The 22,864-nt window shown below is 54.4% G+C and carries 21 protein-coding genes; 7 read left to right on the plus strand and 14 right to left on the minus strand.

Going from position 1 to position 22,864, the window contains the following annotated elements; all coding sequences use genetic code 11:
- The first annotated feature begins 15 nt into the window (after positions 1-15).
- Genes ribE through thiL form a run of 3 tightly spaced genes read left to right on the plus strand, consistent with a single transcriptional unit; the run spans position 16 to position 1,949 of the window.
- Complete coding sequence (ribE, locus tag AC790_RS02380) at positions 16-486, plus strand: 6,7-dimethyl-8-ribityllumazine synthase (RefSeq protein WP_007887008.1); 471 nt, start codon at positions 16-18, stop codon at positions 484-486.
- Between the two features lie 19 nt (positions 487-505).
- Complete coding sequence (gene nusB / locus AC790_RS02385) at positions 506-925, plus strand: transcription antitermination factor NusB (protein WP_007887007.1); 420 nt, start codon at positions 506-508, stop codon at positions 923-925.
- 46 nt (positions 926-971) lie between these two features.
- Positions 972-1,949: a thiamine-phosphate kinase gene (thiL, locus tag AC790_RS02390; RefSeq protein ID WP_049850807.1), complete on the plus strand. Its 978-nt coding sequence runs from the start codon at positions 972-974 to the stop codon at positions 1,947-1,949.
- 72 nt (positions 1,950-2,021) lie between these two features.
- Here the strand turns inward: thiL and AC790_RS02395 are convergent, their stop codons facing one another.
- The 4 genes from AC790_RS02395 to xseB form a co-directional block, all read right to left on the minus strand.
- Entirely contained in the window at positions 2,022-2,996 is a 975-nt protein-coding gene (locus tag AC790_RS02395; protein ID WP_049850808.1) for an aldo/keto reductase, read from the minus strand.
- Positions 2,997-3,083: 87 nt separating this feature from the next.
- Complete coding sequence (gene dxs / locus AC790_RS02400; protein ID WP_049850809.1) at positions 3,084-4,949, minus strand: 1-deoxy-D-xylulose-5-phosphate synthase; 1,866 nt, start codon at positions 4,947-4,949, stop codon at positions 3,084-3,086.
- A gap of 19 nt (positions 4,950-4,968) precedes the next feature.
- The gene (gene ispA / locus AC790_RS02405) at positions 4,969-5,868 is read right to left on the minus strand and encodes a (2E,6E)-farnesyl diphosphate synthase (RefSeq protein WP_007887002.1); all 900 of its coding nucleotides are present in this window, start codon (positions 5,866-5,868) and stop codon (positions 4,969-4,971) included.
- Positions 5,868-6,110, minus strand: a complete 243-nt coding sequence (gene xseB / locus AC790_RS02410; RefSeq protein WP_007887001.1) for an exodeoxyribonuclease VII small subunit — start codon at positions 6,108-6,110, stop codon at positions 5,868-5,870. The genes ispA and xseB overlap by 1 nt, the downstream gene beginning before the upstream one ends.
- Positions 6,111-6,346: 236 nt before the next feature.
- Between xseB and thiI the strand changes: the two genes are divergently transcribed.
- Entirely contained in the window at positions 6,347-7,795 is a 1,449-nt protein-coding gene (gene thiI, locus AC790_RS02415; RefSeq protein WP_007886999.1) for a tRNA uracil 4-sulfurtransferase ThiI, read from the plus strand.
- 68 nt (positions 7,796-7,863) lie between these two features.
- Here the strand turns inward: thiI and yajL are convergent, their stop codons facing one another.
- Both yajL and panE read right to left on the minus strand, forming a co-directional pair.
- Positions 7,864-8,472 (minus strand): protein deglycase YajL, encoded by a 609-nt coding sequence (gene yajL, locus AC790_RS02420; protein ID WP_049850810.1) that lies wholly within the window; start codon positions 8,470-8,472, stop codon positions 7,864-7,866.
- Entirely contained in the window at positions 8,426-9,346 is a 921-nt protein-coding gene (panE, locus tag AC790_RS02425; RefSeq protein WP_049850811.1) for a 2-dehydropantoate 2-reductase, read from the minus strand. The genes yajL and panE overlap by 47 nt, the downstream gene beginning before the upstream one ends.
- Positions 9,347-9,471: 125 nt before the next feature.
- On the opposite strand from panE, the gene AC790_RS02430 reads away from it, so the two are divergent.
- Positions 9,472-9,963, plus strand: coding sequence for a YajQ family cyclic di-GMP-binding protein (locus AC790_RS02430; protein ID WP_007886994.1), 492 nt, complete (start codon positions 9,472-9,474; stop codon positions 9,961-9,963).
- On the opposite strand, the gene AC790_RS02435 is transcribed toward AC790_RS02430, so the two are convergent.
- Entirely contained in the window at positions 9,960-11,732 is a 1,773-nt protein-coding gene (locus AC790_RS02435; RefSeq protein WP_049850812.1) for a sigma-54-dependent Fis family transcriptional regulator, read from the minus strand. The two genes, AC790_RS02430 and AC790_RS02435, sit on opposite strands and share 4 nt — an antisense overlap.
- Positions 11,733-12,021: 289 nt before the next feature.
- Between AC790_RS02435 and AC790_RS02440 the strand changes: the two genes are divergently transcribed.
- Both AC790_RS02440 and adhP read left to right on the plus strand, forming a co-directional pair.
- Positions 12,022-13,542, plus strand: coding sequence for an aldehyde dehydrogenase family protein (locus AC790_RS02440; RefSeq protein ID WP_049850813.1), 1,521 nt, complete (start codon positions 12,022-12,024; stop codon positions 13,540-13,542).
- Positions 13,543-13,572: 30 nt separating this feature from the next.
- Positions 13,573-14,613: an alcohol dehydrogenase AdhP gene (gene adhP, locus AC790_RS02445; RefSeq protein ID WP_007886989.1), complete on the plus strand. Its 1,041-nt coding sequence runs from the start codon at positions 13,573-13,575 to the stop codon at positions 14,611-14,613.
- Positions 14,614-14,646: 33 nt separating this feature from the next.
- On the opposite strand, the gene AC790_RS02450 is transcribed toward adhP, so the two are convergent.
- From AC790_RS02450 to ampG, 7 genes are all read right to left on the minus strand, one after another.
- A complete protein-coding gene (locus tag AC790_RS02450) occupies positions 14,647-16,011 on the minus strand; it encodes an MFS transporter (protein WP_007886988.1) in 1,365 nt (454 codons plus the stop codon).
- Positions 16,012-16,141: 130 nt separating this feature from the next.
- Positions 16,142-17,029 (minus strand): heme o synthase, encoded by an 888-nt coding sequence (gene cyoE, locus AC790_RS02455; protein WP_007886987.1) that lies wholly within the window; start codon positions 17,027-17,029, stop codon positions 16,142-16,144.
- 11 nt (positions 17,030-17,040) lie between these two features.
- Positions 17,041-17,370, minus strand: a complete 330-nt coding sequence (locus AC790_RS02460; protein WP_007886986.1) for a cytochrome o ubiquinol oxidase subunit IV — start codon at positions 17,368-17,370, stop codon at positions 17,041-17,043.
- Positions 17,370-17,984, minus strand: coding sequence for a cytochrome o ubiquinol oxidase subunit III (locus AC790_RS02465; RefSeq protein ID WP_007886985.1), 615 nt, complete (start codon positions 17,982-17,984; stop codon positions 17,370-17,372). Before AC790_RS02465 ends, AC790_RS02460 begins: the two co-directional genes overlap by 1 nt.
- Positions 17,984-19,966: a cytochrome o ubiquinol oxidase subunit I gene (gene cyoB / locus AC790_RS02470; RefSeq protein WP_007886984.1), complete on the minus strand. Its 1,983-nt coding sequence runs from the start codon at positions 19,964-19,966 to the stop codon at positions 17,984-17,986. Before cyoB ends, AC790_RS02465 begins: the two co-directional genes overlap by 1 nt.
- 4 nt (positions 19,967-19,970) lie before the next feature.
- On the minus strand, positions 19,971-20,897 hold the full coding sequence (cyoA, locus tag AC790_RS02475) for a cytochrome o ubiquinol oxidase subunit II (RefSeq protein ID WP_007886978.1): 927 nt from the start codon (positions 20,895-20,897) through the stop codon (positions 19,971-19,973).
- Positions 20,898-21,335: 438 nt separating this feature from the next.
- A complete protein-coding gene (ampG, locus tag AC790_RS02480) occupies positions 21,336-22,823 on the minus strand; it encodes a muropeptide MFS transporter AmpG (RefSeq protein WP_049850814.1) in 1,488 nt (495 codons plus the stop codon).
- Positions 22,824-22,864 lie beyond the last annotated feature (41 nt).

Here is a 22,864-nt window from a genome sequence, read left to right on the forward strand (position 1 = left end):
ACCCAAAGGATATGTATGAAAGTTATCGAAGCTCCTGTTGCCACGCCTGATGCAAACATTGCCATCGTAATTGCGCGTTTTAACAACTTCATTAATGACAGCCTGCTGGACGGCGCGATTGACGCTTTGAAGCGCATCGGCCAGGTGAAAGCAGATAACATCACCGTTGTCTGGGTTCCAGGTGCATACGAACTGCCGCTGGCAGCACGCGCACTGGCGAAAGCCGGTAAGCACGACGCCATTGTCGCGTTGGGCACTGTCATCCGTGGCGGCACCGCACACTTCGAATATGTGGCCGGTGAAGCCAGCTCGGGCATTGCGCACGTCGCCATGACCAGCGAAATCCCGGTGACCTTCGGCGTGTTGACCACTGAAAATATCGAGCAGGCGATTGAACGCGCCGGCACGAAAGCAGGTAATAAAGGTGCCGAAGCGGCCCTGACTGCACTCGAAATGATCAACGTATTGAAAGCCATCAAAGCCTGATTTTTGTAAGGGGAATTTTGTGAAACCTGCTGCTCGTCGTCGCGCCCGTGAGTGCGCTGTTCAGGCGCTTTACTCCTGGCAGCTGTCTAAGAACGACATTGCCGATGTGGAATACCAGTTTCTGGCGGAACAAGACGTCAAAGACGTCGATATTAGCTATTTCCGCGAATTGCTGGCCGGTGTGGCGACTAACAGCGCGTACCTGGACGGTCTGATGAAGCCTTACCTGTCGCGTCAGCTCGAAGAGCTGGGCCAGGTGGAAAAAGCCATCCTGCGTATTTCGCTGTATGAGCTGAGCAAGCGTTCGGATGTGCCGTACAAAGTGGCCATCAACGAAGGCATTGAGTTGGCAAAAGTGTTTGGTGCTGAAGACAGCCACAAATTCGTCAACGGTGTCCTCGACAAAGCTGCCCCGCAAATTCGACCCAATAAAAAATAGTATTAAAGGCCGGTTTACCGGCCTTTTTCTCATTGAGACCTGACTTATGTCTTGTGGTGAATTCGAACTGATCGCACGTTACTTTAACCGCGTCACCAGCTCCCGCCGCGATGTGGAGAAAGGAATTGGTGACGACTGCGCGTTGCTCAACGTGCCAGAAAAACAAACCCTCGCCATCAGCACCGATACGCTGGTTGCGGGCGTCCACTTCTTGCGTGATATCCATCCTGCCGATTTGGGTTACAAAGCGGTTGCCGTTAATCTCAGTGATTTAGCCGCGATGGGCGCCGATCCTGCCTGGCTGACGCTGGCATTGACGCTGCCTGAGATCGATGAAGATTGGGTAGCGGCTTTCAGCGATAGCCTGTTTGAGCTGCTGGATTACTACGATATGCAGTTGATTGGCGGCGATACCACGCGTGGACCGCTAAGCATGACGCTCGGCATTCACGGATTGGTGCCGGTGGGAAGGGCGCTGAAACGTTCGGGTGCTAAGCCGGGCGACTGGATTTTTGTCACCGGTACGCTGGGTGACAGCGCCGCCGGTTTGTCGCTGCTGCAGCATCGTCACCGTCTGAATGATCCGGCGGTGCACGAAGCATTGATTAAACGCCATTTGCGTCCGATGCCGCGCGTGCTGCAAGGCCAGGCGTTGCGTGGTTTGGCAACCTCGGCAATTGATATTTCAGATGGTCTGATTTCCGATCTTGGCCATGTGCTCACTGCCAGCCGCGTCGGTGCACGCCTCAATCTCGACGCGTTACCGCTTTCACCGGCGCTACGCGATCACTTCGAACCTGAGCTGGTGCTGCAATGGGCGCTAAGCGGTGGCGAAGATTACGAGCTGTGCTTTACCGTGCCGGAAGTTAACCGTGGCGCGCTGGACGTGGCGCTCGGCAATTTTGGCGTGCCTTATACCTGCATTGGCCAGATTGCTCCGGAATCGGAAGGGCTGACACTGCTGGAGAACGGCAAGCCGCGTAGCGTAAATCTGAAAGGGTTTGATCACTTCGGCAGCAAGTGAAAGTGGTGACCATGAATGGCCACCCGACAAAATCAGCGTAGGGTCGCCATTTATGGCGACCTGCTTTAAAAACTACTCAAATCCTACCACCGGATGCGGTTGATACACCGTCTCCAGCTCTGCAATATCTGTCGAACTCAACTCCACATCGACCGCCTTCACCAGCTCAGCAAACTGCTGCTCACGCGAGGCGCCAATGATCGGCGCTGTAACCGCCGGCTTGTGTAACAGCCACGCCAGAGCCACCTGGGCACGCGTCACGCCTTTATCCGCCGCAACATTAGCCAGACGCTCGGCAATCGCCGCATCGTTCTCTTCGGTACCGGTATAGAGCTTCTCCATCACGTTATCCGAGACCGAACGCGCGGTGGTTTCGCCCCATGGACGCGTTAACTTACCGCGCGCCAGCGGACTCCATGGCAGCACGGCAATGCCTTCACGCTGGCACAGTGGATGCATCTCCTTCTCTTCTTCGCGCTGAATCAGATTGTACTGATCCTGCATGCTAACAAACCGCGCCCAGTTGTTTTGCTTTTGCAGGTCCAGCGCCTGAGCAAACTGCGATGCGTGCATCGACGATGCGCCGATGTGGCGCGCCTTACCGGATTTCACCACCTCATGCAGCGCCTCCAGCGTCTCTTCAATTGGCGTATCGTAATCCCAGCGGTGAATCTGCAGCAGATCGACATATTCCATGCCAAGACGCGTCAGGCTGTCATCGATAGACTGCAGGATATTCTTGCGTGATAGGCCTTGTGACAGATTGCTGAGCGGGAAATAGACCTTGGTGGCGACCACAACCTGATCGCGGCGGGCAAAATCTTTCAGCGCGCGGCCCACGATCTCTTCGCTGCTGCCGTCGGAATAGCTGTTGGCGGTATCGAAGAAGTTAATGCCGGCCTCCAGCGCTTGTTTGATCAGCGGTCGGCTGCTCTCTTCCGGCAACGTCCATGCGTGATTACCGCGCGTGGGATCGCCGTAGGTCATGCAGCCTAAACAGAGACGCGAAACCTGTAAGTCGGTTTGGCCTAAGGGAATAGTTTTCATTTGGGCTCCTGCTCTTATGCTTGAGGGAAATCGTTCCCTAAGCATAGCAGCAGGCTCGCTCACCGGGCGGTGAGCGAGTCGGGCAGTTTACTGGGCGAGCCAGTCAGCGATTTGCTGCTGAATACCGGCGGCATCCAGCTGGTAATCCTGGCGTACCTCTTCCTGCGTGCCTTGCGGGATGAACTCATCCGGCAGGCCGAGGTTAAGCACCGGCACGCGCAGGCGTTTTGCCATCACATACTCGTTGACGCCGCTACCGGCACCGCCTTTGATCGCGCCTTCTTCCAGCGTGATCAGCGAATCGTGACTGGCCGCCAGCTCGGTAATCAGTGCTTCGTCGAGCGGCTTCACAAAGCGCATATCCACCAGCGTCGCATTCAGCGCTTCAGCGGCCGCCGCCGCTTCTGGCAGCAAGGTGCCGAAGTTGAGGATTGCCAGCTTTTCACCGCGACGCTTCACGATACCTTTACCCAGCGGCAAACTGGCCAGCGGTTCCAGCACCGCACCGGTGCCGGTACCACGCGGATAACGCACCGCGCTTGGGCCATCCTGATAGTGATAACCGGTGTAGAGCATCAGACGGCATTCGTTTTCGTCGCTTGGCGTCATGATCACCATCTCTGGCACACAGCGCAAAAACGCGATATCAAACGCGCCCTGGTGGGTTTGACCATCGGCGCCGACAATGCCGCCGCGATCGATAGCAAACAGCACCGGCAGTTTCTGAATGGCAACGTCATGGATCAGCTGATCGTAGGCGCGCTGCAGGAAGGTCGAATAGATTGCCACAATCGGCTTATAGCCGCCGATCGCCATACCGGCTGCGAAAGTGACGGCATGCTGCTCGGCAATCGCCACATCAAAATATTGCTGCGGGTAATCACGCGAATAGCTCACCATGCCGGAACCTTCGCGCATCGCTGGCGTCACCGCCATCAGGCGCGGATCGTCGGCGGCCATTTCGCTCAGCCAGTTGCCGAAGATTTTTGAGTAGCTTGGCAGGCCCGGCACGCTTTTCGGCAGCGCTAAGCTGGCGGGATCGAATTTCGGTACCGCATGCCAGGTGATGGGATCTTCTTCCGCCGGGGCATAACCTTTGCCCTTTTTGGTCATGATGTGTAGGAACTGCGGACCTTTCAGATCGCGCATGTTCTTCAGCGTGCTTACCAGCGTCAGCACGTCGTGACCATCGACCGGGCCAATGTAGTTAAAGCCCAGCTCCTCAAACAGCGTGCCCGGCACCACCATGCCTTTCAGGTGCTCTTCGGTGCGTTTTACCAGCTCTTTAATCGGCGGTAAACCGCCCAGCACGCGCTTGCCGCCTTCGCGCAGGCGTGAATAGGTTTTCCCGGAGAGAATCTGTGCCAGGCGATTGTTGAGCGCGCCGACGTTTTCGGAGATCGACATTTCATTATCGTTGAGGATCACCAGCATATCCGGCTTGATATCACCGGCGTGGTTCATCGCTTCAAACGCCATGCCTGCGGTAATGGCGCCATCGCCGATAATACAGGCGGTGCGACGGCCTTTACCTTCACGATCGGCGGCAACCGCCATGCCGAGGCCCGCGCTGATCGAAGTGGACGAGTGGCCGACGCTCAGCACGTCGTATTCACTCTCACCACGCCACGGGAACGGATGCAGGCCATTTTTCTGACGGATAGTGCCGATGCGATCGCGGCGTCCGGTCAGAATCTTGTGTGGATAAGCCTGATGGCCAACGTCCCACACCAGATGATCAAACGGGGTGTTATAAACATAATGCAGCGCCACTGTTAGCTCGACGACGCCCAGACCCGAAGCAAAGTGGCCGGATGAACGGCTTACGCTATCCAGCAGATACTGACGCAGCTCGTCACACAGTTCCGGAAGTTTTTCTTTCGGTAATAAACGTAATTCCTGAACCGTGTTTGCTAACGCCAGTGTCGGGTATTTTGCAATATCAAAACTCATCAGAGACTCATTATGAAAGTTATTTATCGCGTTCAATTATGAAGCTTGCCAGCGCTTGTAAGGCGATTGTGTTGTAAGACTGTGCAGCCAGAATATCGAGCGCGCCAAGCGCCTCTTGATAGAGATCCCAGGCTTTGCTGCGAGCATTTTCCAGCCCCATCAAGGCCGGATAGGTGCTTTTTCCTAACGCCTGATCCGAGCCCTGCGTTTTCCCTAACACCGCAGTATCGCCGACCACATCAAGGATGTCGTCCTGCACCTGAAACGCCAGTCCGATGGCGTTGGCGTAGGTATCCAGTACCGGCAAGGCGGCACGGCCACGTTCTCCGGCGGCTAATGCGCCAAGACGCACCGCTGCACGAATTAACGCGCCGGTTTTATGACGGTGAATCTGTTCCAGCTGCGCCAGGTCGATACGTTTGCCTTCAGCCGCTAAATCCAACGCCTGTCCGCCGCACATGCCCGCTACGCCGCTGGCCTGCGCCAGTTCGGAAATCATCGCAATGCGCGCTTCGGCGCTGACGCCAGGCATCGGCTGATCGGCCAGAATCGAAAAGGCCAGAGTTTGCAAAGCATCGCCGGCGAGAATCGCCGTGTCTTCGCCATATTTAATATGGCAGGTTGGCTGCCCGCGGCGTAACGCATCGTCATCCATCGCCGGCAGATCGTCATGAATCAGGGAATAAGCATGGATGCATTCAACGGCGGCAGCCGGCACATCCAGGCTGGCCGCGTCGGCCTTCAGCATTTCGCCTGTGGCGTACACCAGAAAGGGACGCAGACGTTTACCGCCTAATAATGCCCCATACTCCATGGCATTCACCAGAGGAGAACTCTGAAAAGGAAGTGGATCTATTAAGCGCGTCAACGCCTGATTGACGCGTTGATGGTACGCGCTCAGCAGTTTAGCGAAATCCATTACTCATTATCCGGCGTAAAAGGGGCGAGGGCGGCATCTTTCTCATCGCTGAGCAGGATTTGCACCCGTTGCTCTGCCTGTTGCAGGGTTTGCTGACCGGTACGTGCCAATTGTACACCGCGTTCAAATTCGTTTAGCGCCTGTTCCAGCGGCAACTCACCACTTTCCAGACGGCTAACAATCTGTTCCAGCTGCTGTAATGCGCTTTCAAAACTGGCTGGCGCTTCGGCTTTTTTCGGCATAATCAGTGTCGACTCACAGGTTAGGACATTATGTTGCAATCGGTCATGGTAGCCGACGAGGATTAATTAGCAAAATAATGAATGTGACTGCGGTAGCAGAAGCAGTCACCCCTCAAAGGTGATATACTTTTGCGCCTCGGATGCGGGGGCTCCTGAATCAACCCGCAATTATATGATTTTAACAGCTAAGTGCCGATGCTTTTAGCACTTATTTGCCCAAACGAACCCCTGTCGCCATGAAGTTTATCATCAAGCTGTTCCCAGAAATCACCATCAAAAGTCAGTCGGTGCGTCTGCGCTTTATCAAAATTCTTACCAGCAGCATTCGTAATATCCTGCGTACCGTCGATGAAGACATCAAGGTCGTGCGCCATTGGGATCACGTTGAAGTGCGTTCCAAAAATGAGTCGCTGCGTGAAACCATCGTCACCGAACTGACGCGTATTCCCGGCATTCACCACGTGCTGGCGGTGGAAGATCGCGCCTATACCGACATGCACGATATCTTCGAGCAGACGCTGGTGCTTAATCGCGAGCGTCTGGAAGGCAAAAGCTTCTGTGTGCGCGTGAAGCGCCGCGGAACGCACAGCTTCAGCTCGCAGGATGTTGAACGCTACGTTGGCGGCGGTCTTAATCAGCACATCGCCAGCGCGCGGGTGCAGCTTAATCGTCCGGATGAAACGGTGAACCTGGAGATCGAAGACGATCGCCTGTTACTGATCACCGCACGTTATGAAGGTCTGGGCGGTTTCCCGATAGGGACGCAGGAAGATGTACTGTCGCTGATTTCCGGAGGTTTCGACTCCGGAGTTTCCAGCTACATGCTGATGCGTCGCGGTTGCCGCGTGCATTACTGCTTCTTTAACCTTGGCGGTGCGGCACATGAGATTGGTGTACGTCAGGTCGCGCATTATCTCTGGCAGCGTTTTGGTCGTTCGCATCGCGTACGTTTTGTGGCGATCAACTTCGAGCCGGTAGTCGGTGAGATTCTGGAGAAGGTTGACGACGGCCAGATGGGCGTGGTGCTGAAGCGCATGATGGTGCGTGCGGCGTCAATGGTGGCAGAACGTTACGGCGTGCAAGCGCTGGTGACCGGCGAAGCGCTCGGTCAGGTGTCTAGCCAGACGCTGACCAACCTGCGTTTGATCGATAATGCCTCTGATACGCTGATTTTGCGTCCGCTGATTTCACACGATAAAGAGCACATCATCGATGTGGCGCGTAAGATCGGCACCGAAGATTTTGCCCGCACCATGCCGGAATATTGCGGTGTGATTTCGAAAAGCCCGACTGTGAAGGCGGTGAAAGCGAAGATCGAAGCGGAAGAGCTGAATTTCGATTTCGAGATTCTGAATCGTGTCGTGCAGGAAGCCAGTAACGTCGATATCCGTGAAATCGCTGAACAGACCGAAGAAGAAGTGGTGGAAGTGGAAACCGTCGACTCCTTCACCAGCAACGATGTGGTGCTGGATATTCGTTCGGCGGATGAGCAGGACGCGAAGCCGTTGGCACTTGAAGGCGTTGAGGTCAAACCTCTGGCGTTCTACAAACTCAGCACCCAATTCGGCGATCTGGACCAGAGTAAAACCTGGCTGCTGTATTGCGATCGCGGTGTGATGAGTCGCCTGCAGGCGCTGTATCTGCATGAGCAGGGCTTCAAAAACGTGAAGGTTTATCGTCCTTAAGCTCCAGGTGCGCATGAATGCGCACCTTACCGTTTTTGTGGGGGCGTCTTGATGGCGACCCCAGTAAATTAACGCTCTTCAAACTCCTGATAGTTATAAATCCCCGCCGCCAGCACCAGCTGCGCAGCGACTTCGCGCGCCTTCTCTTTATCCACCAGCAAATCAATCAGCTTCAAAGCAAAGTCCATCGCAGTGCCTGGTCCCTGACTGGTTAGCAGATTAACGCGCGGGTCCCATACCACGCGACGCTCCATCCATTTGCTGTCTGGAATGGTGTCACGCAAGCCGGGAAAACCGGTCATATTGCCCACCGGGAACAGATCGTGCGGTACCAAAACCGTGCCCGGCGCGGCACAGATTGCCGCCACAATCTTGCCTGAAACATGGAATTGGCGCACGGTCTCGACCAGCAGCGGGCTGTCGCGGAAGGTTTCTGCGCCTTTTAAACCGCCAGGCAGCACAATCGCGTCGTAATCATTGTCGGCGACCTCTACTAACGGCGCGTCCGCCAGCAGGCGCACGCTGCGCGAACAGACGATCTCGCGCGTGCCGTCACTCTCCACGCTGGCAGTGGTGACACTTATTCCGCCGCGCACCAGCAAATCGATAGTGGTGACCGCTTCGGTCTCTTCACTGCCATGTGCCAGGCAAACCAGAACCGATGCTTTCGCGCTCATAGTGGGACTCCTTACGTTTAATCAGATCGTACAAACGGGTGTTCTCCGGCAGCGAAATACCCTGCGCGCGGGCGCGGCGCAACAGGTAGCCAGTGATGTAATCAATTTCGGTCAGACGCTGCGCCCGCACATCCTGCAGCATCGATGAGGTGTTGGCGGCGGTGCTATCAATCACGTCGTAAATAATGCCGCGCAGATTATCCACCGCCATATGCTGGCCTTCGCGCTCCATCACCCAGGCGATCTCTTCACACAAAGTGGCGATTTGCTCTGGCCAGGCTCGCAACGCGCCGTTCTGGCAGTCGTGCTCGACGGTTAGCGGATTGATCACGCAGTTGATCGCCAGCTTGCGCCAGCTGGCGGCGGCGATGTTGTCATGCCAGGCCACATCCGGCAGCGCCTGATGCAGAATATCGGCGATATCGCTCAGGGCCGCGCTCTCGCGATTAGCCGGACCGATATGTGTCATACCCTGGGCGACATGTTTGATCACCGTGCCATCACGCATCGCGGCGTGGGTGGTGATACCGCGTAGCAGCGGCTGACGCACATCTTTTAGCTCATCCAGCGTGCCCATGCCATTGTGCAGTAGCAAAATGGGGGCATGCGCAGGCAGCACGCTTTGCAGGTTTTTCACCGCAGGCGAAACCTGTGGCGCTTTTAGTGTCACCAGTAACAGCTGGCTTTCGGCGAGGAACAGCGGATCGTTAGCAATAAATCTGTGATTGCTCACCTTGCCTTGGGGATCGATGACATTCGCTGAGCAGTAAGGCTGTGGCACACGCAGCCAACCCTGAACCTCATGTCCCTGACGGGCGAGCGCGGCGAGCCAAATTTGACCTAAGGCGCCACATCCCAACACGGTAATTTTCATTTTGCCTCCCGTGGGCGGGTTCCTGTTTTCACGATATGGGTAAGTATAGCTTTCCGCGTATCGTGTTTTATTAGCGCCACAAGACGCGTATTATGCATGTCACTTTAGTATCAGGAGAAGAAAAGATGCCATCTTTCGATATCGTTTCCGAAGTCGAATTGTCGGAAGTGCGAAATGCCGTGGAGAATGCGAGCCGCGAGATCTCAACCCGTTTCGATTTCCGTAACGTGAGTGCAACCATTGAGCTCAACGAAAAGAGTGAGACCATCAAAATCAGCAGCGAATCTGATTTCCAGGTAAAACAACTGGTGGATATTCTGCGCGAAAAGCTGCTGAAGCGTGGCATTGAAGGCGCGGCAATTGAAGTGCCGGAAGAGATTGTGCACAGCGGTAAAAGCTGGTCGGTGGAAGCCAAGCTGAAAAAGGGTATCGAAAGCGATATCGCCAAAAAGCTGGTGAAACTGATCAAAGACAGCAAGCTGAAAGTACAGACGCAGATTCAGGGCGAAGAACTGCGCGTAACTGGTAAGTCACGCGATGATCTACAGGGTGCGATGGCGCTGGTGCGCGGTGGTAACCTCGGCCAGCCTTTCCAGTTCAAAAACTTCCGCGACTAATCGCGTTTGTCGCGCGCTGCACGACGATAAAGCGTGCTGCGCGCGACGCCCAATGCCTGCGCCGTTTTACTGATATTGCCATTGAAGCGCTGCAGCGTTTCGCTAATTAAGCGTTCATCATGACTCTGCCGATCTTCCTGCATGGGTAGTGCTGCGCGGCGATATTCGGCAGGTAAATGCACTTCGGTCACTTCCTCACCTTCATCCGCCAGCGCCAGCAGCACGCGTAACAGGCTGCGTAATTGCCGCACATTACCGGGCCACGGCAGCTGTGCCAGCGCGGTCAGCAGCGCAGGCGACAGCTGAATGTCACGTTCTGCGCCGCCCAGCTCGAGCCATAAACGGCAGATAAACCCTTCGATATCCGGCCAGTCGCGCAGCGGCGGAATGGTCATAGAAAATTCCTGCAGGCGATAAAGTAAATCTTCGCGGAATTCACCTTCTGCCACACGCTGTGCCAAATCCCGGTGCGTGGCGCAGATAACGGCAAAATTCACCGGCCAGCTGCGACTGGAACCGAGCGGCGCCACTTCTTTCTCCTGCAACACCCGTAGCAAGCGAGTTTGCAGCGCCAGTGGCATATCGCCGATCTCATCAAGGAACAGCACGCCGCCGTCCGCTTCGCGTATTTTGCCGATATAGCCACTCTTGTTGGCGCCGGTAAAGGCGCCGGGCTGGTAGCCAAACAGCTCGGATTCAATCAGCGCTTCCGGGATTGCCGCGCAGTTAATCGCCACAAACTTGCCTTCACGCCAGCGGCTCTGCTGATGCAGTGCACGACTTACAAACTCTTTGCCGCTGCCGGTTTCGCCGTGAATGCAGAGTGACACCCCGGCGTTAAGCAGCCGCACCATCTTTTCGCCATCGCGATGCAGCGAGAAGGGCAGATCGCGGGTAGGTTCGCTCGGTGCGGCGAAATGGCTGCGCTGTGGCGCGCGCAGGCGGAAATAGTAGCGCTGGGTGGCGTAATCGAGCGGCATGGGAAGGGTATTGGCGTGTTGCTGCTGCTGCGGAAACAGCTGCTGGAAAGTCACGCTGCCGAGTTGATCGCTACTCAATGCCAGCTCGCGCATCGCCAGACGATTCGCGGCGGTCAACACGTTATCTGAAAATACCAGCAGCAGCTCATCGCTGGTATCGATGCCTTGTGGCTGAAGGTGCAGACTCATCAACCACTGCTGCGGATGCAGGCTCTGCTTCACCCACAAATACTCAATTTGTTTCGCTGCGGCTTTGACCCAGCTAAAGGTTTGCGGATGTGGGAAGTGCGCCGGACCGGAGATATCCAGCACGCCAGCAATCTGACCGTTCGGCATTTGCAACGGCATCGCCGCGCAGTACAGCCCTTGATTGAGCGTCAGGAAGTGCTGATGGCCGGCAATTTCGCAGCCATCATCAATCGCCAGCGCGGTGCCAATCGCATTGGTGCCACGCCCGCATTCACTCCACAAATTGCCGGGTGCCAGCGCATAACGCTGAGCTTTTTCCATCGAGGGCATATCGCCAAAGGTATTGAGTACCAAACCGGTGGCATCCGAGAGAATGACCACCGATTGCTTCTCAGCCAGTTTTTGCGCCAGCTGGTTAATCACCGGCTGGGCGAACTGCTGCAGTCCGGCATTGCTGGCGAGCAGGTCTGCCAGCTCACCCTGGCGAACGCGAGGAAAATCGTCGGCGGTGCGATCGAGGCCATACAGCTGGCTACGAAACCAGGAGTCGCTTAACAGCGGATTGGCGGTAACGGCAGACGCGGATGGATTTCCCTGCATTGATGACCTCGTACCCAAGCGAAAGTGTTGCGGCATTGTAGCGGCTTGGTTTCCGTACTGTTGCGATACGCAACACAGATGACGATTTTTTCTCCATCTTCTCGCGCAGAAAGTGGAAGTGTGATTTGTTAATCTTATGATTTATTTGGTTATTTATGCATTTTTTGTTGGGTTGGTAAAACTGGCACGCGCGCTGCAATAGCTTATCCAGCAGCGTGTTAATCAATGAAGTCATACAACGTTGCCGCTGTCCGTTCAGATTATCTGACCCTACATTAAGGAGTTTGCGATGCGTTATGCACATCCCGGCACGCCCGGCGCTTTGGTTTCATTTCAGGCGACCTACGGCAACTACATTGCGGGCAAATTCGTCGAGCCGCTCAGCGGCCAATACTTTACCAATACTTCACCGGTAAATGGCAGCGATATTGCGCAATTCCCACGTTCAGACGCGCGGGATATCGATTTAGCACTGGACGCTGCTCATCAGGCCGCTGACGCCTGGGGGAAAACCAGTGTGCAGCAGCGTGCCAATATCCTGCTGCAGGTAGCGGATCGCATCGAGGCGAATCTTGAGAAACTGGCGGTGGCGGAGAGTTGGGATAACGGTAAGCCGATCCGTGAAACACTGAATGCCGATCTGCCGCTGGCGGTGGATCACTTCCGCTACTTCGCCGGTTGTCTGCGCGCGCAAGAGGGCAGCACCGCGGAGATCGATGAAACTACCGTGGCCTATCACTTCCATGAACCGCTCGGCGTGGTAGGGCAAATCATCCCATGGAACTTCCCGCTGTTGATGGCGGCGTGGAAACTGGCACCGGCATTAGCGGCAGGTAACTGCGTGGTGTTGAAACCTGCCGAGCAGACGCCGCTGGGGATTACGCTGCTGATGGAAGTGATTGGCGATCTGTTCCCGGCAGGCGTGCTGAATGTGGTGCAGGGATTTGGCCGTGAAGCGGGGGAAGCGCTGGCGACCAGCAAGCGCATCGCCAAAATCGCCTTCACCGGTTCAACTCCGGTTGGGCGTCACATCATGGCCTGTGCCGCTGAAAATATCATTCCCTGCACCGTGGAGCTGGGTGGCAAGTCGCCGAACATCTACTTCGCTGATGTGATGGACGGTGAGGACGAGTTTATAGAGAAAGCGGTAGAAGGCTTAGTACTCGGCTTCTTCAATCAGGGTGAAGTTTGTACCTGTCCTTCGCGCGCGCTGATCCATGAATCGATCTATCAAGCCTTTATAGATCGCGTAATGGCGAAGGTGGCAAATATCCGCCGTGGCGATCCGCTCGATACTGACACTATGATCGGCGCGCAGGCCTCGCGTCAGCAATTCGACAAAATCCTGTCATATATCAACATCGCACGTGACGAAGGCGGGCAAATTCTGACCGGTGGCGAACGCGCGAGCGTGGCCGCTGAGCTGAATGATGGATTCTACATTCAGCCAACCTTAATCAAAGGAACTAACCAGATGCGCTGTTTCCAGGAGGAGATTTTTGGGCCGGTGATTGGCGTTACCACCTTTAAGGATGAGGCTGAAGCGCTGGCGATTGCCAACGAAACGCAGTTTGGTCTTGGGGCTGGCGTGTGGACGCGTGATACCAATCTGGCGTATCGCATGGGACGCGGCATTAAAGCGGGGCGCGTCTGGACCAACTGCTATCACATCTATCCCGCTCATGCGGCATTCGGCGGCTATAAGCAATCGGGTGTTGGCCGTGAGACGCACAAAATGGCGCTGAGCGCTTATCAACAAACCAAAAATCTGCTGGTCAGCTATGGCACCGCGCCGTTAGGCCTGTTCTGAGTCCGCATCCGATCAAATGGAGAGTGAAAGATGAATATGCAAATCAAAACCACTATGAAAGCCGCCGTGGTGAAGTCTTTTGGTGAACCGTTAGTGATTGAGCAGGTACCGGTGCCGCAGGTGGGACCGGGGCAGATTTTGGTGAAGATCGCCGCCACCGGCGTGTGTCACACCGATTTACACGCCGCGGAAGGCGACTGGCCGATCAAGCCGAATCCGCCGTTTATTCCGGGTCATGAAGGTGTCGGCCAGGTTGTGGCTCTGGGCGCAGGCGTTAAACATTTGAAACTGGGCGATCGCGTGGGCGTGCCGTGGCTCTATTCGGCCTGCGGTCACTGCGAGCATTGCCTTGATAGCTGGGAAACGCTGTGTTTGTCGCAGCAAAACGCCGGCTACTCGGTAAACGGCAGTTTCGCCGAGTATTGCCTCGCTGATGCTAACTATGTCGGCATCATTCCGGATAACGTTGATTACAATGAAATCGCACCGATTCTCTGCGCGGGCGTCACCGTCTACAAAGGGCTGAAGATGACCGACACCAAACCCGGCGATTGGGTGGTGATTTCGGGCATTGGCGGCCTGGGTCATATGGCGGTGCAATATGCGGTAGCGATGGGATTGAACGTGGCGGCTGTAGATATTGATGATGAGAAGCTGGAATTTGCTAAACGCTTAGGTGCCAGCGTGGTGGCGAATGCGAAAAATGTCGATCCGACCAAAGTGTTTCAGGAGAGCTTCGGTGGCGCGCATGGCGTGCTGGTGACGGCGGTTTCACCGAAAGCCTTCGAGCAGGCGATTGGCACGCTGCGTCGTGGCGGTACCATGGTGCTGAACGGTTTGCCGCCGGGAAAATTTGATTTGTCGATCTTCAATATGGTGCTGGATGGCATCACGGTGCGCGGTTCCATCGTCGGGACGCGTAAAGATCTGCAGGAGGCATTGGATTTCGCCGGTCGTCATAAAGTGAAAGCCACCGTGGCGGTGGAACCGCTAACCAACATCAACGATATTTTCGCGCGCATGCACGCCGGCAAGATTGAAGGGCGTATCGTGGTGGATCTGTCGCTGTAAGAAAAAGCCCGACACGGAGGTCGGGCTGATGATTTAGCAGCTGGCGAGCAGCGCTTCGAGTTCTACGCGGCTCGTCACTTTGCTGTCTATTTTGATATAAGCACTTTTCTCTTCCGGCACGATAAACACTGACGCCACGCCGGGTTGTGCTTTCAAACGTTTCTCAAGGTTTGGCACCGCCAGCACCGCATCGCTGAGCATGATACGCAGGCTGCTGACGTAAGGCGGTTCCTGCATCGACATCGCCACAAATAGCCACGCTGCCGCGACAATGGCGCCAACCAGGAATACGGTTTGTGCATCAACATGACCAAAGATCCAGCCGCCCATGCTGCCGCCAATCGCCACGCCAATGAACTGGCTGGTGGAGTAAATGCCCATCGCGGTGCCTTTGTAGCCTGGCGGCGACTCTTTGCTGATCAGGGAAGGCAGAATGGCTTCCATCAGGTTGAAGGCGAGGAAGAACAGCTGCACGCCAATCACCAGCGTCCAGAAGTGACCTGCCGCGCCCCACAGCACGATTTCCGCAACGATGATCGTCGCCACGCAGCCAACGAACACGCGCTTCATGCGGCGTTTCACTTCGGCATAGATGATGAAGGGCACTACGGCGACAAACGCGACTAACATGGTGACCAGATAGACTTTCCAATGTTCTGCTGCTGGCAATCCAGCCTGTTCAAACTGGCCAGGCAGCGCCACGAAACTCGACATCAGCAGAATATGCAGACAGAGAATGCCGATATTCAATTTTAATAATCTTGGGTTGGCCAGCACCGTGCGGATGCTGCCTTTTACCATGCCCGATTCACGATTGAGCACGTGGTTTGGTGCATTCGGCACCACTAACAGGGTGATGACGATGCCAAGCGTCGCGAGGATAGCAATCATCCAGAACAGCGCGTGCAAGCCCAGCGCATGCGTCACGATGGGACCGACCACCATCGCAATGGCAAAGGTGACGCCGAAGCTGATGCCAATAAATGCCATGGCTTTCGTACGGTTCTGTTCGCGGGTTAAATCCGACAGCAATGCCATCACCGCTGCAGCAATCGCGCCAGAGCCCTGTAATGCACGGCCTAAGATCACGCCCCATATGGAGTCGGAGGTTGCGGCAATGATGCTGCCGAAGACAAACAGCATCAGTCCGCCGACGATCAACGGCTTACGGCCGACACGATCGGAGAGCAGACCGAAAGGAATCTGGAAGATGGCTTGCGCCAAACCATAGATGCCGATTGCGAGACCAATCAGCGTTTCACTGGCGCCCTGTAACGCCATGCCGTACGTGGTGAGTACCGGCAAGACCATAAACATTCCCAGCATGCGCAGGGAAAAAACCGTACCTAAACCCCATGTAGCGCGAAGCTCTACTGGCGTCATTTTATTGTCGTTCATGTTTACCTCAAAATTATACTGCGCCCATTTTAGGCAGCAGGGCAGGGCGGGTAAAACATTTGTTCTTAAGCAGTGGTAACAAAAAGAAAGGGCGCGAAATTCGCGCCCTTTCTGGTTTTGCGGAGCTGAATTACCAGACGTAAGTCAGCAAGTCTTTCGACGCCGGCGTCATGAAATCAACTGACATCATCACGCTGAGGGCAGTGATAGCGATAATCGAGAACACAAACAGTTTACGCGCCCAAACTTTATCGTTTGAGGTTTTGTAACCTGAAAGCGCCATCCCGAGCCACCACACGCTCACGGCCGCGGCCACCACCAGATATTTGTAGCCCGCGTAACCGCCAAGGGTCAGCATCAGCGTGGCAATCATGAACGCCAGGATATACAGCGTAATATGATTTTTCGCCACCGAGATGCCTTTCACTACCGGCAGAACCGGAATGTTGGCAGCCTGGTAATCTTTAAAGCGGAAGATGGCAATCGCATAGGAGTGCGGCATCTGCCACAGGCTAAAGATAGCCAGTAAAATCAACGCGCCAGCGTCAAACTGGTTGGTTACCGCGCAGTAGCCAATCACTGGCGGCGCAGCGCCAGAGAGACTACCAATCAGCGTGCCGTAGACAGAGTTACGCTTCATATAGAGGCTGTAAACGCCTACGTAGACCACGAAGCCCATCACCGCCAGCCACATGGCCAGCGGGTTAGCGCCGAAATACAGCAACGCAAAGCCAGCAATACCCAATGCGGTTGCATAAACCAGGCTTACTTTCGCCGAGATCAGGCCTTTGACCAGAACACGGTTCCGCGTTCTCTCCATTTTGATGTCGATATCGCGGTCAATCACGTTGTTGAATACACAACCTGATGCGACGACCAGCGACACGCCAACCAGCGAGGCGAGAAACAGGGTGTAATCAATGCTGCCTTTCGAAGCCAGCAGGAATCCACCGATCACAGAAATTAAATTGCCGAAAATAATTCCTGGTTTTGTTACTTGCAGGTATTGCTTAATCATTACACGACTCTTTAGTGGGCCATCATGTTGTAGTTGAGGTTCCACATAATCCACAGTGAGCCTACGACAACAATCAAGATGATGAGTGCTGAGAAGACAATGGCCACCATGTTCCAGCCACCTTCTGATTTGCTGTCTAAGTGCAGGAAGTAGACCAGGTGAACCAGCACCTGAACCACCGCACACACCAGAACCACACCCAGAATAGTGCCGTGTGAAGCGCCGCCATCCATTACCATCCAGAACGGAATACCGGTCAGGATGATCGAGAGGACGAAGCCGATCATGTAAGACTTCACGCTACCGTGCGAAGCGCCATGTTCGTTAACAGAATGACTCATTACATGGCTCCCATCAGGTAGACAACGGTGAATACGCAGATCCAAACCACATCCAGGAAGTGCCAGAACAAGCTAAGGCACATGATACGGGTGCGGTTGGTTGCAGTCAGACCACGTTTAGAAATCTGGAACATCATCACTGCCATCCAGATCAGACCAGAGGTCACGTGCAGACCGTGCGTGCCGACCAGCGTAAAGAACGCTGACAGGAAGCCGCTGCGGTCAGGACCGAAGCCTTCCTTGATCAGGTGATGGAATTCATAGATTTCCATCCCGATGAAGCCCGCACCGAACAGGAAGGTCAGGGCTAACCAGCTGATGACCGAACCCTTGTTCTGGTTGTTCATCGCGATCACTGCCATACCATAGGTAATGGAGCTGAGCAGCAGCAGCGCGGTTTCGACCAGTACGAACGGCAGTTCGAAGATGTCTTTACCTGCCGGGCCACCGGCAGTGTTATTGACCATAACTGCATAGGTCGCAAACAGGGTTGCGAAGATAATGCAGTCACTCATCAGGTAGATCCAGAAGCCAAAGACTTTATTGGCTCCTGCATCGTGATGCCCATGCTCCGCATGGGCGTCGTGGTGGTGTTTTGCAGTTTCAGTTGACATTATTTCAGACCTGCTTTGCTGATTTCGTCAAAGTGCTTCTTCTCGATCTGCTCGACTTCGGCAACCGGTACGTAGTAATCCACGTCTTCATCGAAGCTCTTCACAATCCAGGTCACGATAGTACCTACGAATGTGAGGCCAGCCAGCCACCAGATATGCCAGATCATTGCGAAACCGAACACAGTCATCAGGGCCGCGATAACAACAGCTGCGCCGCTGTTTTTCGGCATATGAATTTCTTCATATTTTTCTGGCTGCTTGTACGCTTCGCCTTTCTCTTTCATTTCCCAGAACGCATCACGCTCGTGGATATGTGGGATAACGGCAAAGTTGTAGAACGGCGGCGGTGAAGAGGTTGCCCACTCCAGCGTACGTCCACCCCACGGGTCACCGGTCAGGTCACGGTTCTGGTCGCGATCACGCACAGAAACGTAGAACTGGGTCAGCTGGCACAGAATACCGCAAGCGATCAGCGCCGCACCGCCTGCTGCAACCACCAGCAGTGAGTGGAACTGTGGATCGATGTCCTGGCTGATACGACGCGTCATACCCATGAAGCCCAGCGCATACAGCGGCATAAATGCCACGAAGAAGCCGATGATCCAGAACCAGAACGCGCGGATACCCCATTTTTCATTCAGCGTGAAGCCGAATGCTTTCGGGAACCAGTAGGTCACGCCAGCCATACAACCGAACACCACACCACCGATAATAACGTTATGGAAGTGCGCGATCAGGAACAGGCTGTTGTGCAGAATGAAGTCCGCACCCGGAACCGCCAGCAGAACACCTGTCATACCACCAATAGAGAAGGTAACCAGGAAGCCGATGGTCCACAGCATCGCTGAGTGGAACTCAACGCGACCCTGATACATGGTGAACAGCCAGTTGAAGATTTTCACGCCGGTCGGGATAGCGATGATCATCGTCATGATACCGAAGAAGGCGTTTACGTTTGCACCCGCACCCATGGTGAAGAAGTGGTGCAGCCAAACGATGAACGACAGTACGGTAATCGCGATGGTCGCCCACACCAGAGAGGTGTAACCGAACAGACGCTTTTTAGAGAAGGTCGCAGTGACTTCAGCGAAGACACCAAACACCGGCAGAACCAGGATGTACACTTCCGGGTGACCCCAGACCCAAATCAGGTTGACGTACATCATCATGTTACCGCCCATTTCATTGGTGAAGAAATGGAAGCCAAGGTAACGGTCAAGTGTCAACAGTGCCAGCGTAACGGTCAGTACCGGGAACGCAGCGATGATCAGGACGTTAGTACACAGTGATGCCCAGGTGAATACCGGCATTTTGAACAGGTCCATGCCCGGTGCACGCATCTTCAGAATGGTAACGAAGAAGTTGATACCGGTCAGTGTGGTACCGATACCGGACAGCTGGAGACTCCAGATCCAGTAATCGACCCCGACGCCAGGACTGTACTCCACCCCCGAAAGCGGCGGATAAGCCAACCAGCCGGTCTGTGCGAACTCGCCCACACCCAGAGAGATGTTCACCAGGATCACACCGATCGCGGTAAACCAGAAGCTCAGGTTGTTCAGGAACGGGAAGGCAACGTCACGTGCACCGATTTGCAGCGGTACCGCGATGTTCATCAGACCTACCACGAATGGCATCGCCACGAAGAAGATCATGATCACGCCGTGAGCGGTGAAGATCTGGTCGTAGTGGTGCGGCGGTAGAATGCCGGCTTCCCCAGCGGAAGCCATCACTTGTTGGGTACGCATCATTACCGCATCGGCAAAGCCACGCAGCAACATGACGAATGCCATGATGATGTACATGATACCCAGTTTTTTGTGGTCAATGGAGGTGAACCATTCAGACCACAGGTACTGCCACTTACCAAAATAGGTGATGGCCGCAACCAGCGCCAGACCACCTAAGATGATAGCGGCGACCGTAACCACGATAATGGGTTCGTGGTATGGCACTGCATCCAGTGTTAATTTTCCGAACATCGTATTATTCCTCGGCTCCCGCGGAAGCGGCGTGACTCATGTCCATACCTTCATGCTGTGGCATGTCCATCTTCCCGTGGCTCATCTTGAACTTATCAATAACTTGCTTGAACAGTTCTGGATTCGTCGTAGAGAAATATTCCACCGGGTGATTTTCGCTTGGCGTAGCCAGTTTCTCGAAATCATCCATGGTGTTCAGCGCGTTAGGTGCCGCTTTAACTTTGGCAACCCACTGCTGGAATTCCGCATCGTCTTTAGTTGCAATGGCTTTGAATTTCATACCAGAGAAACCACGACCACTGAAGTTCGCAGAGATACCGTCAAATGTTCCTGGCTCGTTGGCGATCAGATGCAGTTTGGTCTGCATACCGGCCATTGCATAAATCTGGCTGCCGAGAGTAGGAATAAAGAAGGAGTTCATCACGGAGTTGGAGGTGATCTTGAAGTTCACCGGAGTATTTGCCGGGAAGGCAATCTGGTTAACGGTAGCAATACCCTGTTCCGGGTAAATGAACAGCCATTTCCAGTCCAGCGCCACTACATCGATCTCAACCGGTTTAACGTCAGAAACCAGCGGTTTGCTCGGCTCTAGCGCGTGGGTTGATTTCCAGGTCAAAACGCCGAGGAAGATAATGATCAGGATCGGAATGGTCCAGACCACGGCTTCCACTTTGTTCGAGTGTGACCAGTTAGGGCTATAGGTTGCATTAGTATTGGTTGCCCGATATTTCCAGGCAAAAAATACTGCCATGAAGACTGCCGGGATAACGACGATCATCATCAAGCCAAAAGCTGTCAGAATCAACGAACGTTGCTCCAGTGCAATCTGTCCTTTGGGATTTAACAACGCACTATCGCAGCCACTGAGTAATACAGCGCCTGCAATTAATGACAAAATCCCCAAACTTTTATTGTATTTACTGAGTCTCATTTAACGACCTCAATGACAAAGGGCTCTATTGTCGTTTAAGTGTGCGCGCATTTTACGGGAAGGTTTATGCAGTGTAAACCAGCATAAGGATGTGTCAGAAGGCTGTTGACACCTTTTGCTAAGGGTGTCACAGATGTTACGCAGGGTGACAAATTATTAACTGCGACAAGCAGTTGGCGTTAATATAACAAAAAACAATGGTAGAAACCGCAGAAAAATCAGGGAAAGTATAAACCGTACTCTTAATGCTCATTTATTTAACATTTCTGTATCATTTTTGCGATGAGTTTAATACAAACTAATTGCTCACCGGATTTAAATATTACCGCGAAGTTGTTAATTTAATGTTTCTAATTCGCGTTAAAAAAAATGCTATTGGTAAAATCAGTTCCTGATATTTTTTGCGCCATTTATTTGTCATTCACAAATAGCGATGAGTTAACGGTGATTGCCCGGCGACATTTTTCTTAATGCCAAACTGTCCAAAATTACGCCGAGTGCAACGGCCAACAGGGCAAATGCCATGCCGGCTTCAAACATCGGCGTAAGCAGCGCGTTGATTGGCAAAACTCCGCTGGCATTAAGCGCCAACGCCAGCAGCCATAACGCCAGCAGGCCACAGCCAACACTAAATAGACGTACCGTCCAGCGGTAGCCTTGCGGCCATAAGCTGCGCATCACAAACTCACCACTTTGCTGGATGCTATGTAACGTGCCGCGACATAGCCACAACAGCAGCAAACCCGGCACACCGGCAAATACCGTAAAGGCATAAAAAGCTGGCCAGCCCCACAGCTCAACCAGCCAACCGGCTGCAGGGCCAACGTAAACGCGTCCTACCGCCGAAAGGGCCGAGAGCAGCGCGAACTGGGTGGCGGAGAAGGATTTATTACACAGTGTCATTAACAAGGCGACAAAAGCCGCTGTGCCCATACCGCCGCACAGGTTTTCAATGAAGACCGCGCTGGCCATACTCCCAAGATGCGGAGGCGTCACGGCCAATAGCCAGTAAGCAAAGTTTGAGACAGCTTGTAGCACGCCGAAAATCATTAATGCACGGAACAGACTTAAGCGCTGCATCAGCACGCCGCCATATAACGCGCCAATAATCGTAGCAAGCAAGCCGAGCGTTTTGTTGACCAGTCCGACGTCGCCGGCGCTGAAACCTACGCCGCGAATCAGGAATGTGGTGGTGAGCGAAGCGGCAAACGCATCGCCGAGCTTATAAAGGATAATCAGGGTGATCAGTAGCCAGGCATTGTTACGCTGGAAGAAGTCTTTAAGCGGGAACGTTACTGCCTGACGTAATGAATGTGGTTCACGCGCTGGCATTGTCGGCTCTTTAGCCAGTAATGTCGCGATCAGCCCTGGCACCATCAACAGCGCCATCAGCCAGTACGTGGCTTGCCAGCCGAGATAGCGATCCGCTAACCAAAGCGCGAGTCCGCCCGAAATCAGCATCGCCAGACGATAACCCAGCACGGTGATGGCCGCGCCGCTGCCGCGCTCTTCCGGCGGTAGCACGTCGGTTTTCCAGGCATCAAACACGATATCCTGCGAAGCCGAACAGAACGCCACCAAAACCGCTAACGCCGCCAGCAGCGTTAAGTCACGCGAGGGTTGCATAAAGCCCATGGCAATAATGCCGCCAATCAGTGCCAGCTGGGTGACCAGCAGCCAGCCGCGACGCCGGCCAAGAAACGGCGGCGTATAGCGATCCATCATCGGCGACCACAGAAACTTAAATACGTAAGCCTGGCCGACAAGGGAGAAGAAACCAATCGTTTTCAGGTTAACGTTCTCAACCGTCATCCACGCCTGTAACGTCCCGGCGGTTAACGCCAGTGGTAAGCCAGAGGCAAAACCGAGCAGCAGCAATACCGCCGCATTACGTTGGGTAAAAATACGCAGATAGTGAGATGTCATAGCCAACCTGAAATGAAGCCCGGCCAGAAGTGACCGGGCAA

The organism is Pantoea sp. RIT-PI-b, assembly GCF_001187905.1.
Taxonomy (GTDB): Bacteria; Pseudomonadota; Gammaproteobacteria; order Enterobacterales; family Enterobacteriaceae; genus Pantoea; species Pantoea nemavictus.

Bases quoted from the DNA above. Each gene is read 5' to 3' on its own strand.
- AC790_RS02395 (WP_049850808.1), bottom strand. From the start codon at position 2,996: ATGAAAACTATTCCCTTAGGCCAAACCGACTTACAGGTTTCGCGTCTC.
- dxs (WP_049850809.1), bottom strand. From the start codon at position 4,949: ATGAGTTTTGATATTGCAAAATACCCGACACTGGCGTTAGCAAACACG.
- ampG (WP_049850814.1), bottom strand. From the start codon at position 22,823: ATGACATCTCACTATCTGCGTATTTTTACCCAACGTAATGCGGCGGTA.
- ribE (WP_007887008.1), top strand. From the start codon at position 16: ATGAAAGTTATCGAAGCTCCTGTTGCCACGCCTGATGCAAACATTGCC.
- yajL (WP_049850810.1), bottom strand. From the start codon at position 8,472: ATGAGCGCGAAAGCATCGGTTCTGGTTTGCCTGGCACATGGCAGTGAA.
- cyoA (WP_007886978.1), bottom strand. From the start codon at position 20,897: ATGAGACTCAGTAAATACAATAAAAGTTTGGGGATTTTGTCATTAATT.
- thiL (WP_049850807.1), top strand. From the start codon at position 972: ATGTCTTGTGGTGAATTCGAACTGATCGCACGTTACTTTAACCGCGTC.
- AC790_RS02440 (WP_049850813.1), top strand. From the start codon at position 12,022: ATGCGTTATGCACATCCCGGCACGCCCGGCGCTTTGGTTTCATTTCAG.
- thiI (WP_007886999.1), top strand. From the start codon at position 6,347: ATGAAGTTTATCATCAAGCTGTTCCCAGAAATCACCATCAAAAGTCAG.
- adhP (WP_007886989.1), top strand. From the start codon at position 13,573: ATGAATATGCAAATCAAAACCACTATGAAAGCCGCCGTGGTGAAGTCT.
- AC790_RS02430 (WP_007886994.1), top strand. From the start codon at position 9,472: ATGCCATCTTTCGATATCGTTTCCGAAGTCGAATTGTCGGAAGTGCGA.
- AC790_RS02450 (WP_007886988.1), bottom strand. From the start codon at position 16,011: ATGAACGACAATAAAATGACGCCAGTAGAGCTTCGCGCTACATGGGGT.
- AC790_RS02435 (WP_049850812.1), bottom strand. From the start codon at position 11,732: ATGCAGGGAAATCCATCCGCGTCTGCCGTTACCGCCAATCCGCTGTTA.
- cyoE (WP_007886987.1), bottom strand. From the start codon at position 17,029: ATGATTAAGCAATACCTGCAAGTAACAAAACCAGGAATTATTTTCGGC.
- cyoB (WP_007886984.1), bottom strand. From the start codon at position 19,966: ATGTTCGGAAAATTAACACTGGATGCAGTGCCATACCACGAACCCATT.
- panE (WP_049850811.1), bottom strand. From the start codon at position 9,346: ATGAAAATTACCGTGTTGGGATGTGGCGCCTTAGGTCAAATTTGGCTC.
- AC790_RS02465 (WP_007886985.1), bottom strand. From the start codon at position 17,984: ATGTCAACTGAAACTGCAAAACACCACCACGACGCCCATGCGGAGCAT.
- xseB (WP_007887001.1), bottom strand. From the start codon at position 6,110: ATGCCGAAAAAAGCCGAAGCGCCAGCCAGTTTTGAAAGCGCATTACAG.
- ispA (WP_007887002.1), bottom strand. From the start codon at position 5,868: ATGGATTTCGCTAAACTGCTGAGCGCGTACCATCAACGCGTCAATCAG.
- AC790_RS02460 (WP_007886986.1), bottom strand. From the start codon at position 17,370: ATGAGTCATTCTGTTAACGAACATGGCGCTTCGCACGGTAGCGTGAAG.